At 68.4% G+C, this 12,632-nt stretch carries 5 protein-coding genes and 1 tRNA gene; 1 reads left to right on the forward strand and 5 read right to left on the reverse strand.

Annotated features, from left to right (window positions below):
• Positions 1-277 precede the first annotated feature (277 nt).
• Together L2U69_RS07605 and L2U69_RS07610 are read right to left on the reverse strand one after the other, a co-directional pair.
• Entirely contained in the window at positions 278-769 is a 492-nt protein-coding gene (locus L2U69_RS07605; RefSeq protein WP_236106188.1) for a GNAT family N-acetyltransferase, read from the reverse strand.
• A gap of 41 nt (positions 770-810) precedes the next feature.
• Positions 811-1,743, reverse strand: coding sequence for an N-formylglutamate amidohydrolase (locus L2U69_RS07610; protein ID WP_329605376.1), 933 nt, complete (start codon positions 1,741-1,743; stop codon positions 811-813).
• Between the two features lie 255 nt (positions 1,744-1,998).
• On the opposite strand from L2U69_RS07610, the gene L2U69_RS07615 reads away from it, so the two are divergent.
• Positions 1,999-2,073, forward strand: a tRNA-Val gene (locus L2U69_RS07615).
• Between the two features lie 109 nt (positions 2,074-2,182).
• On the opposite strand, the gene L2U69_RS07620 is transcribed toward L2U69_RS07615, so the two are convergent.
• From L2U69_RS07620 to L2U69_RS07630, 3 genes are all read right to left on the reverse strand, one after another.
• Positions 2,183-2,719, reverse strand: a complete 537-nt coding sequence (locus tag L2U69_RS07620) for an invasion associated locus B family protein (RefSeq protein WP_236106189.1) — start codon at positions 2,717-2,719, stop codon at positions 2,183-2,185.
• A 2-nt stretch (positions 2,720-2,721) separates the two neighbouring features.
• Positions 2,722-4,431: a ShlB/FhaC/HecB family hemolysin secretion/activation protein gene (locus L2U69_RS07625; RefSeq protein WP_236106190.1), complete on the reverse strand. Its 1,710-nt coding sequence runs from the start codon at positions 4,429-4,431 to the stop codon at positions 2,722-2,724.
• A gap of 123 nt (positions 4,432-4,554) precedes the next feature.
• Positions 4,555-12,549 carry a two-partner secretion domain-containing protein gene (locus L2U69_RS07630; protein WP_236106191.1) on the reverse strand — a complete coding sequence of 2,665 codons (7,995 nt, stop codon included), beginning with the start codon at positions 12,547-12,549 and terminating at the stop codon, positions 4,555-4,557.
• Positions 12,550-12,632: the final 83 nt, after the last annotated feature.

Raw genomic sequence — 12,632 nt, forward strand, 5'->3', positions numbered from 1 at the left:
GATCGAGCCGGAGTCGCACCGGAACGACAGATGTTCGCCACCTCCCGGATTCCGGCTCATAAGTTTCGAGACTTTGCTCTAATTTGAAACATTCTTGTTTGTCAGTGGCTTGCGCCGTTGCAGACAATTTTTTCAAGAACGGGGCTTGGCTTTTCCGCGCCGCAATGTCATATTGTGCATCGCGGCATCAGCTTGCTGGTGTCGCTGCCCTTCCTGGGCGTTTCCTCCCTAAACTTGGGCCGCGTTCTACGCGGCCCCTTTTTTTGGTTCCCACCCGTCACGCGGGCAGGGTGAGCTGCATCAGCACGCTGTCGAGCCAGCGCCCGCGCTTCAGCCCGACGTTCCGCAATGTCCCCTGATGGACGAAGCCGAGGGCGCCGTGCAGCCCGACGGAAGCTGTGTTGGCGCTGTCGCCGATGACGGCGACGATCTGGCGAAAGCCGCAATCCCCCGCCGCCGCGGTCAGCGCCACGAGCAGTGCCCGCCCGGCGCCGCGCCCCATGGCCTCCGGCGCGACATAAACCGAATCCTCGACCGTGTAGCGATAGGCGCTGCGCGGCCGATAGGGCCCGAGATAGGCATAGCCGAGGACCGTGTCCCCATCGGCCGCCACCAGATAGGGAAAGCCGGCGGCGCGCAGCGCCTCGAAGCGCCGTGTCATTTCCGCAAGGTCGGGCGCCACTTCCTCGAAGGAGGCGAAGCCCGTCTCGACATGATGGGCATAGATGCGCCGGATGGCCGGCAGGTCGCCCGCCACGGCCTGCCGCACGACCACGCTTCCCCGGCTTGGCGCCTCCGTCACCGGCGTGCTCAGAATTCGGGCTTCAGGCCCTGTTCCGGCATGTCCGCCAGGGCACCGATCAGGATGTCGAGATCGCCCTTCAGGCCGTCGAAGCCGTCGGTCGGCTCCAGCCGGCGCTCGTCCATGTAGAGGGCGCGGCTGATCTCGATCTGCAGGGCATGGCGGCCCCGGCGCGGGCGGCCGTAGTGATGGGTGATATAGCCGCCGGCATAGGGGTCGTTGCGCCCGACCCGATAGCCGAGATCGCGCAGCACCGTCTCCGCCGTCTCGATCACCTCGGGCGCGCAGCTCATGCCGAAGCGATCGCCCAGCACGATGTCGGGCCGGGCCCGGGTGCCGCCCGCGCCGCCGGGCCCGGCGGCGGAAGGCATGGAATGGCAGTCCAGCAGCACGGCCATGCCATGGCACTGCTCGGCCCGGGAAATCGCCTCGGCGAGGGCGGCGTGATAGGGCCGATAGCATTGGGCGATGCGGTTTTCGGCATCGGCGAAGGCGAGCTTCTCGCGGTAGATCTCGGCCCCGTCCGCGACCACCCGGGCAATGGTGCCGAGCCCGCCCAGCACCCGCAGCGAGCGGGTATTGGCGAAGGCCGGCAGCGTGTCCCGGAACATGGCGGGATCGAGCTCGTAGGGCTCGCGGTTGGGATCGACATAGGCGCGCGGGAAGAGGGCGCGCACAAGGGTGGCGCCCTTGCCGGGGGCGCCGGCGAACAGGCGATCGACGAAACAATCCTCGGAGCGGCGCAGGCTGACCGGGTCGAGCCGCGACTGGCGCAGGAAATCCGCCGGATAGATCGCGCCCGAATGGGGCGAACTGAGCACCAGGGGACGCGGGTCGACGCCCGCCGCCGGCCGCAGCACCGCGACCGCCGCACCGTCGTCCTGCCCGCGCGGCGCGGGCTGAAAGTCGGTATCGGGAGTGAGGACGGTGGCGATGGACACGGAATGGGTTCTCGAAGCGGCTTGACGACACCCTAGAATGATCCGAACCGGGCCCGAGGTGAAGGCCCGACCTGCCGATCACGCGCCCGAAGCCTCGACCCGCCGCAAAATCCCGCACGAAAACTGTTGCAAGCGCCCGGCCGATCCCTTAAATACGCGGCTCCCGGCCGAGGGCAATTCCCACCGCCCCGGTCCCCGGACCGACGTACGCAAGACGATCGACGTACGCGAGGCTGAGGTCCGCCGACATGGCGAGGGCGCGTAGCTCAGTGGGAGAGCACTACGTTGACATCGTAGGGGTCGCTGGTTCAATCCCAGCCGCGCCCACCATGAACTGGTAGCAAGATCGGAATACGGACGGCCGATGCGCCTCAGGAAACCGCCCCGCGGCCCTGCGCGCCACGGAGAAGCCGTGCTCTTCCGCGCCTTGCTCGCTCACTCACTCGGCCTTGTTGCGTGCGGTCATCGCGTCCATCGCCTTTGTGAAGCCCGTCAGCGACAGGGGAAAGGCGATCGGCTTGCCCTGCACGTCCAGCACCGCCACCGAACCCTTGTCATGGGCCCGGAACGGATCGAGCACATCCGCCGCCACCAGCTTCTCGACGAGGCATCCCTGCGGTCCGCAGCGCGTCACCGGCCAGTCCGTGATGTCCGGCCCCTCCTCAATGCGCACCAGAACGCCTGATGGAATGAGGAAGCCGAGGGGCAGCAGGATCTGAACCGCATATTGCCCCTTGTCCGCGAGATAGGCGAAAGAGACCCGCATCACTGTCTGGCCCGTATCGCGATTGGTCACCGCCTGCCCGATGTCGCATGGCGGCACTGCGCCCTCCTGTGTCACGCAGCGCATGGTCCAGGCCCCGAAGGTCTGGGTTTCCATATCCGGCGCCGGCGCCTCCTCGCTGGCCCGCGCCGTGATCCCGCCGAGCGTCAACACCAATCCGGCCAACGCAATCAGCCAATTCCCGGTCTTCATGATCAGAAACTTGCCCCCAGTTGAAAGAATAGGCGGGCCGAGCCGGGTTCGGCCGACGCCGCCGGATGATGGAGCGGGAAGGCGACTTCCCATCCCCCGAAGAGCCCAATGTCGAGCTGTGCCCTGGTGCCGAGCCCGGTCGACGACAGCGAGTCGCGGCGTCTCTCCGTAGCCGGCGAAGACCGCTGCCAGATCGCCCCCCCTTCGACGAAACCGTAGGTCTGGCCGTAGACTGTCGCGTCGATCTCGTCCGCATCGAGGGCCCACAGCCACATCGCCTCCAGCCGGCCGCCGAGACCGCTGTCGCCTGTAATCTCCGACGGCTCGAAGGCCGAACCGAAACGGTTGCCGCCAAAGCCGATCTCGGCGGACGCCAGCAGGGGATCGAAGGCATATTGGAAGCGCGCCCGCGTGACGAGGGCGAGGTCCTCCGTCAGGGGCTGGGTCCGATGCAGGTCGCCGCCGATGACGGTGAACGCGGGTTTCCCGTTCGCCCGCGACAGATCGAGGGCGCCGGCTTTGCTCGCGCCGAAGGCGTCGAGGCCCTGCTCCAGCTTCAAAGACAGCGTATCGCGGCCGCCCAGGCCGTCGACCGCCACGAGCCGCATGCCCGCTCGAAGGATCCGCAGATGATCGTCGTAGACCCGGGTTCGCGCGGTCGAGACGAAGAAATCCGACCAGGTGTCGCGCCAGTCGAGGCCCAGCGACAGATTGAGCGAGAGGGCGCGGGAGCGCACCAGCGGATAGTCGAGCCCGAAATCCAGGGCCACCGAGCGCCCGTCATTGTCGAAGGGCGCGAGATCGGCTCCCGGATGGGTCCAATTGACCGATGCGCCCAGGTTCAGGGATAGGCCATCGTGGCCGATCGGCTGGTGGATACGGCCCCGGATGAAATAGAGCTCATCGTCGGCGGGAGTCATGAACAGGGTCAACCCCGCCTCACCGTCCAGGCCGATCGGATCATTGATCTGCAATCCCACGGCAATCTGGAACGGCCCGAGAGTATCGGATCCCCGATTGTCGACCGAAAAGAACCCCTCCACCGGATTCCGCGTAACGACGAGCGTCAGGTCCGCCGCGCCCAGTACCGTCGCCGAAGGAGCCAGTACGGAGCGCACGGAGACCCCCGACAGATCCTGGATCAGCAGGAGATGTCGTTCCAGTGCCGCTGCGGTCAGTGGCCGGGTGGCCGCGATCAATCCGCCCATGGCGGCGATCCGGCCGGAAGGATCGTCCCCGTCCACGATCACCCGATCGACGAAGCCCTCGACGACTCGGATCGTCGCCTGTCCGCCCTCGATGCGCTGGGCGGGGATCAGCGCCTGACTGAGGATATAGCCTTCGGCGCGATAGGCGGCCGTGATCCGCGCGGCGATGGCATAGAGATCGGCCAGGGAGACCTCTGTGCCGAGTGCATCGGTATAGAGAGCGCGAAGATCCGCCGTCGCCAGCGCCGCATTGCCCTCGAGCGTGATCCCGACCAGGCGAAAGCGCAGTTCCTCGGCCCCCTCGGGCGGCACCTCCGGCCGCGTTTCCGGTACCACGAGAGGTGCGGTGGCCGGCTCGGCCGGCGGCGGCGGCACCTGCTCGAACACCCGCCCCGGATCCGCCTTGCCGGGCAGAACCTGCCCCTTGGCCGGCCCGGCCGCGAGGGCGGCGCCGATCGCGATCACGGGGCACGCCGCCAGACCGGCCCGGGCCAGCCGCCTCACCCCTTCGTCTCCCCTCGCCGCCGAGGGGCCCGCAGGGTATGGCCGGTGGAGGCCGGAGGGACGTCCGCGTCCATCGAATTCGCTGCCCTTCATACCGAGTGTCGACCAGCCCTGCCCTGCAGGTCAGGGCGCCGGCGCCGACCAGATCAGCCAGTTCTGCAGACCTGCGGTGGCGCCTTCACCGGGGGCCAGATCCGCGCGGGTCGCGCCGAAGATCGTCGCCGTCGCGCCCAGCGACCCCAACTCCGAGTCCTCCGGCGCAGCCCCGTAGATCAGGAAATAGCCGTCGGGCGCGAGCGCGAAGGCGCCGCCCTGGTCGAAGATCCGCGGCGCGACGATGACGGCGCCATAGCCGGCCGCCTCGCTCGACACCGTCCCGGTCAGATCGAGTCTCGCGTCCGCGCCGTCGAGGAACAGATCGATCGTGCCCGTGCCCCGGGTCGACAGCGTGCCGTCGAGATCGAAGGCAGCGGCCGTCGCATGGATTTCGAACGAGATCCCTTCGACACCGACCAGATCGCCGCCGCTGGCATCGAAGAGTGCGGCGGGGCCCGCAAGCTCGCCCGCGGCGCCCGCCAGGGCACCCGAAAGCGCCTGCTGGGATCCGAGCGCCGTGCGCAGCCGGAGGCTCTGATCAGCCAGCGCCAGATCCGACGCCCCGGCCACCTCGAGATCCGCCGCCGCCGCGCCGACCAGGGACGAAGCTTCGACGCCCGTCGCCATGGTCACCATCCAGTCATCGTACCAGGCCAGCACCATACCGTCCGCGGGTTCGGCATCGAGCGCCAGATAGAAACGGCCGTCCGCCCCGGCGACCGCCGTGCCGACACGCTCGCCGTCTATCGCCAGCGCCACCGCCGCACCGGCTTGCGCCGTTCCGCTGGCGACCGCGGGGCCGGTGGCGAAGCGCCACTTCAGATAGGGATGGGATATCCCCTCGGCATGGCCCCAGAGCGTATCGTCCAACCCGCCGGGCAGGCCCGACGACAGCGCCGCCGCGTCCAGCCCCTGGCCCGCCGGCGTCCCGACGCCGACGCCGTCCATCACGCCGCTGGTCTGCATGTTCCAATAGGCGTCGTTGACGACGGCCCCCCGCTCCCGCCAGCCGATGAGGCCGCCGGCCATGCCATCGCCGCCGTGGACCAGGCCCGACGCGAAGGCACCGTCCACGGTACCCCGCATCCGGCCGGCCAGGCCGCCGCCATAGCGGGTGGTCCAGACCGCGCTCGTCGCATAGCTGTCCTCGATGCGCGCGGACGCGCTGCCGTGACCGACCAGGCCGCCGGTGTAGTCGAGGCCGCTGACCACCGCGCCCTCGGCATAGCTTTCCCGAACCAGCCCATCGAGACGGCCCACCAGGCCGCCGGCCCCCTGTTCCGCCTGCACGGTGCCGGCGGCGCGGCTGTTGGCCACGGTTCCATACATCTCGCCCGCGAGACCGCCGCCGTTGACCAGCGCCGTGACATCGCCCAGGGCGGTGCTGTTCGTGATCGTGGCGGTCGCGCCGCCGAAGCCGACCAGACCGCCGATGTCGCGGGCGCCCTCGACGTCGCCGCTCGCCATGGCATCGGTGACGCTGGCGAAGGTCCGCCCCACGAGGCCGCCGACGAATGTGTCGCCTGCGACCGCGCCGGTGGCCGTGCCGCCCACCACCGCGACATCCAGAAGGCCGGCCAGACCGCCCACATAGCTGTCGCCCGTGACCGCACCAGTCGCAAGGCCGTCCGTGATCGCGCCCTGATCGCTGAAGCCCACCAGGCCACCAGCATAATTGCCCGTCGCGGTCACCGCGCCATGCGCCGTGCCCTCGGTCACGATGCCCCGCGACTGTCCGACCAGGCCGCCCAGGATGCTGCTGCCCTCGACCGCGCCGTTGGCCGTGCCGCGCAGGACGACACCACCGGGATTGATCAAGCCGACGAGGCCGCCCACGGCCCGGACGCCCGTGACATCGCCCTGCGCCGTGCTGTCGCTCACCATGCCCGAGAGCGTGCCGACCAGGCCGCCCACATTGCGATTGCCTTCGACCGCGCCGGTCGCCAGGCTGTCCGTGACGGTACCGCCTTCGCCAAAGCCGACCAGCCCGCCCACGAAGATGCCGGTGCCCGTCACATCACCGTTCGCCGTGCCCTGGGTCACGGTGCCGCGCAACCGCCCGACCAGGCCGCCCAGGGCCGAATCGCCGCTCACCGTACCGCTTGCGGTGCCCCGCAGGAGGTGGCTGTCGCTGTCGAGCAGACCGACCAGGCCGCCCGCACCCCGGCCGCCCGTGACCGTCACGTCGGCCACGGCATCGGTGATATCCCCCGTCAGCAGGCCGGCGACGCCGCCGCCATAGGCCCCCGCCGCGACCGTGCCCGTGACCTCGACGTTCGTGATCATGGTGCCGCGCAGCCCCCGACCCAGCAGACCGCCGGCATGGCCCGGCGCCGTGATCGACACGTTGGACAGCACCAGATCCGACAATTCGGCGTCATAGGTGGTCGCGAACAGGCCGGCATTGCCAGTGTTCGCATGCACGATCAAGCCGTCGATGACATGGCCGCCGCCGTCCAGGCTGCCCTTGAAATAGGCGATGCCGCTGCCCAGGGGCGTGAAGCCGGCACCATCCGGATTCCACATGTCCGCGCCATCGGCGAAGGCCGCGCCGAAATCGATGTCGGCCGCGAGCACATAGTCGGCGCCGCGGTCGAGCGCGATCAACTGCAGATCGTGGCTGTTGCGGATGGTCAGCGTGTGTTCGCTGCGCAGGATGGGCCGGGTATTGCCGTCGCTGATGTACCAGACCGTGTCGAAATCGAAAGCGCCGTAGCTGGCGAGGGCATAGGGGCTGTCGAATCCGGTGCCGAGGCCGGTGCCGCCGGCACTGACGGTCTGATCCGTGGTGTCGATGTCGAAATAGGCATCGACCAGCGTGGGGCTGCCATCGGCATAGCCGATCAGGCCGCCGGCCACGCTGGGTGGTCCCGTGACCTTGCCCGTTGCATAGACACGGCTGAGATCGGCCGAGTTCGAGCCGATCAGGCCGCCGATCCGCTCGGCGATGCCGGTGACCGATCCGGTCGCATAGGCGTCGGTGATGGAGAAGCCGTCATAGGTCGACCCGAACAGGCCACCCGCATAGCCGAGCGCCGAAATGTCGCCATGGGCGTGGACATTGGTCGCCACGCCGTTGCCGCTGGCGGAAAAGCCGATCAGCCCGCCGATATGATTGCCGCCCGGGGCCGTGACGTCGACATCGGCATCCGTGTAACCGATGTAGAAACTGTCGCCCAGGGAGCCGATCACGCCGCCGACGCCGCTGCCGTTGCTGGTGACCGTGCCGTCGACATGGACCCCGAAGACCACCGTGTCGCCCTGGGCGCGGCCGATCAGGCCGCCGCTGTCACCACCGCCATTGATCGAAACATTTTCCAGCCGGAGATCGCGGATCGTTCCCGTCGACGAACCGAAGAGACCGGCATTCTGCGCCGTGGCGGTGTCGACGGTCAGGCCGGTGATGGTATGGCCCAGGCCCTCGAAGATGCCGCCGAAGCGGTTGCCACTGGTGCCGATCAGGGCGCGGCCATAATCCGCATCCGCCGCAAGATCCTGCGCCAGGGCATAGCGGCCGGTGGCGGTGACGATCGAGCCCGAGCCGTCGGTGGCATCGACACCGTCGATGGCATCGAGTTCCGCCATGGAGGTGAGCAGCGTATAGGCCTCGCCGTTGATCGACAGGGAGCCGCCGGTGCCGGTGAAGGTCAGGGCGGCGCCGCCCCGGAACATGAGATTGGCCGGATCGGCCGCGTCGAAACCGAGTGCGACCGCCGCCGCGTCATTCGCCGTGATCGGTGCATTGACCGCAAGCCGCCCGCCGGCGCTCAGGCCGAGGGTTCCACCGTCGGCGGCCATCGCGGCATTGACCGTCAGATCGCCGCCGGCAATCAGGTTCAGGGCTCGTCCGGCCGGCACGGTCACCGCCGCATCGACCGACAGCGGCACAGCCTCGGCGGTCAGGAGCGCGAAATCGGCGCTCAATGTCGGCGCCACGTCGATCGAGAAAGCGCTGCCTTCGGCGAAAAAGGCAACCCGTCCCGCGATCGCCGCCAATGTCGCCACCGCCCCGTCGTCGCCGCTGGCGATGGTGTCGGCGGCGGCGAAGAGGCCGCTTGGATCCGGCAGGGCCGACAGCAGTTCGACATCGGTCGCGCCGATCAGATGACCGGACAGCAGGTCGGCCTCCGTGGCGACCAGACCCGCGCCGGCGGTCGCCAGCCTTGCCGCCGCGAAATCGGCACCATAGATCAGGAGATCAACGCCATCGGCGAGGCTTCCCGCCGGCAGGGCCGCGTAATAATAGCCGTTGGCACCCGAATAGCCGCTGGCCAGCGTCTCACCCCCGGTGGAAACCGAGACCCGGTGTCCACTCGTGACCGCGCCCTGCGCACCGAGCAGGTTACCGGTCACCGCCTGCACGCCCGAGGGATAGTACCAGGTAAGATAGGGATAGAGGCCGCTGTCCGTCGCCCAGACCCCTTCGCCGAAGACGTTCGGCAGCACCCCGCCCTGGAGGAGTGTCCCCGTCTGGAACTCGGCGGTGGTCAGCCCGGTCCCGGCGCCGCCGGTAACGCCTGTCGTCTCCCTATCGTAGTAACTGTCGATGATCTCGTTTTCATACACAATATGAACGATCACAAAGACCTCGTTATAACCGATCAAGCCGGAAACACCATTTGTTCCAGTGACTTGTCCGGTGGCGTAGGAGCGCCAAAGCCTGACGCCGCCATACCGGGTATCTCTTCTCGCCTCACCGAGCAAACCGCCGACATTATTTCCACCCGAAACCGCCCCGGTGGCATAGGTGTCGGAAACCGTCAAATAGGGCCGGGCGGAACCGACCAGGCCGCCGGTGTTGTTGCCGCCCGAGACCGAACCGAGCGCGAAGGATTCGGCGATCCAGTTCGTGGCGCTGCCGACCAGGCCACCGGTGCTCGACCGGCTGCTGTCGCCGTCGACCGTAACATTGGTCCAGCTTCGGCTGATGTTCGCGGTGCTGTCGCCGACAAGGCCGCCGAGCGAACCGCCGCCGGCTGTCCCCGTCACCCGGCCGGTGGCGTGGACATTGACGATGCTGCCATTCGCCGTACCGGCCAGGGCGCCGGTATCGAAAGCCCCCGTGATGTCCACATCGACGAGGCCCAGATTGGCGATCGTCCCCGCCACGACCCCGAACAGGCCGACGTCATCCGCCGTCGCATTGTCGACGAACAAGCTGCCGACGACATGGCCCTGGCCGTCGAAATCACCGGAGAAGGCGGTATCGGAATCGCCCACCGGCACGAAACCCGCGTCGCTCCACACGTCGGCGAGGTCGGCCGTGCCCGCGAGATCGATGTCGGCAGCGAGCACATAGTCGGCGGCGGGATCCAGCGCCATCATTTGCAACTGATGGGGCGCTACGATGGTGGTCGCATATTCGCCGGCCAGCATCGGCCGCGTCTCGCTGTCGATCTGGTACCAGACGTCGGTGAAATCGAAGCCGGCGTAATTCGTGTCGTGGTCATAGCGATCGGCCGCGACATCCGTCGCCGCGGTGCCGGCGCCCCCCTGCCCGCTGGTGCCCGAATCCCAATAGGCCGTGGTCGGCGTGCCGACGCTGCCGCCACCGACCAGGGCCCCGCCCGTGCCCGTCACCAGGCCGCTGGCATAGACCCAGTCCAGGGTGACGCCGCTCTCGCCATAGCCGATCAGGCCGCCGACATTGCTGCCGCCCGTAACAGCTGCCGTTGCATAGCTGTCGCTGATCGCATTGTCCTTGGCCCGGCCGAACAGCCCGCCCACATTGTTCGCCCCGGCCACCGTGCCGCCGGCATAGGTGCGGGCGAGCGCCCCGCCGTCGGAATAGCCGACGATGCCGCCCACATTGTCCCGCGTGCCGCCATTCACATCGGCGATCGAGAAACTGTCGGTGATGGCGCCATCACTGTAGCCGGCGATGCCGCCGGTCGAACCGTCGATGCCGTCGGCCGTGACCGTACCGGTGACGAAGACATTCGAGATCGTGGCGGAGGAATGGCCGACCAGGGCGCCGACGTCGAGGAAGCCGGGGACGCCGGACAGGCTGCCCGTGATATCCGCATCGACGAGGCCCAGATTGGCGATCGTCCCTGCCGCGACACCGAACAGGCCGACGTTGTTCGCCGTCGCATTGTCGATGAAGAGGCCGCTGACCATATGGCCCTGGCCGTTCAGCGTGCCCGAGAAGGGCATCGCCTCGGTACCCACGGGGACGAAACCGGCGCCGCCGTTCCAGCCCGCCGTGGCGCTGGCGTCGATATCCTTCGACAGCGCATAGGTGCCCGCCAGATTGTCCGCCATCGCCTGCAGGTCGTCGACGTCATGCACCAGCATATAGGCGTTGAAGGTGCCGGCGCCGCCATCCGAGAAGGCGGTCGGGCTCGCGTAACTCGATGGGTTGTAGAAGATTTCGTAAGTACTGCCGGCCGCCATCGACGGCGCGTTCAGCAGCCCCAACGAGCCGATGCCGATGCCCGAATTGTCGGCTCGCAGGATCAGATGGCCGTCGCCGAGGGCCGTGAACGGTGCCGACGACGCGCCAATACTGTGCTCGATGTTGCGATAGGCCGAGAGCTCAAGGGTGGCTGCCGAAGACCATGCGATCTCGCCCCCGACAGCCACGAAGATGTCGCCGTTGCCGCCCGTGCCCGACGCCGTCGTCTCGATCAGGACATTGGTGCCGCCGTCGAGGGCCGAGGCATAGGTCGGCGCATTCCCACTATGCAGTACGAAGTCGTCCGGATCGGTCAGCCAGGTGCCGCCGACGCCGGCGTCGACAGTGGCGTCGTCGATCAGCACCTCGAGGCCCGAGGTCTCGATAAAGCCGCCCGCCGTGGTGCCGCCCGCCAACAGGCTGCCCGAAACTTTCGCGACCTGATCGCCCCAGACGACGATGTTGCCGCCCGCCCCGTCGGTGCCCTTTGCACTGACCGTGGCGCCGGCCTCGATGGTCGTCAACCGTGCCGTCGGCACCGGCGCCGGGCTCAGTTTCTTGCCTGCGTCCTTCCCGCCCCGGACATCGCCGCCCAACAGCACCGTGCCGCCCGAGGCGCCATCCGCCTTCACCTTGGCGCCGCTCGCCACCGTGACACCGGTGCCCGTCGCCGTCACCGTGCCGCCCGCGCCCGTCGCCTGCCCGGCCGACGCATCAACCTCGCCCGAGATCGTGACGGCGCCCGCGCCGCCATCCAGCACGATGGCGCCGCCGTCGACTCCGATCGCCGTCGCCCGCGTGATGCCGCTGACGTTGATTACGCTGGAAACGACATCGGACGCAGCATCCGCCGACAAGACGACGGTCGTGCCTTCGACCACGCCCGCCTGTTGGAGTTTTTGGCCGGCGCCGGTCACCGCCAGTTCGACCAGCCCGTCGCCCGCCAGATCCAGCGTGAACGTATCGCCGGCGGCAAGGTTCACCCGCCCAGCCGTCGCCTTCACCGTGCCCCGGTTCTCGACGTTGGGCGCGACCAGGGCGGCGATGCCCGCGCCCTCGACCGTGATCGCGCCTTGGTTGACGACGGCCGCCCCCGGATCACCGCCCGGGGTGAATCTCAGGTTCTCGTCCCCGGCCATGAAGCCGTCGACGTCGATCCGCGAGGTCGAGGCGACCACGCCCGCCGCGTCGATCCGGCCGGTGGGGCCGATCAGCACGCCCGACGGATTGAGGATCACCACCTGGCCGTTGGCCGAGACCTGCCCGTCGATCAGGCTGGTGCCGCCCTGGGTGACCCGGTTGACGGTGATGGCGCCTGCGTTCGGCTGTTCGAAACGGACCGTGGCATCCTGGCCGACGTCGAAGCCGCGCCAGTCGACGACGGCACGATCGCTCGCCTGGTCGACAATCATCGTGCCGGCTTCCGGCTTGCGGATCGCGGCCGATCCGGCGGCGACCACGCCCCCGTTGGGAAGGGTCAGGCGATCCTGGGCGACGGCCGTCCCGCCATGTCCGGCCGCAGCCCCGGCCAGACCGGCCAACAAGGCCACACGTACCGGCAGCAAGGCCGTGCTCGCGCACAGGGCTTCCTTCAGGCGCTTTCCGATGACGCTTTCGACAGCCACTATCCGTCCCCCTCGACAGTGCCGCAATTGCTGGGGCGCCGAACCGCACCCGTCATGTATACAATAAGCCATTGCATCGCGGT

The sequence above is a fragment of the Zavarzinia marina genome (assembly GCF_021568905.1).
Classification (GTDB): Bacteria; Pseudomonadota; Alphaproteobacteria; order Zavarziniales; family Zavarziniaceae; genus Zavarzinia; species Zavarzinia marina.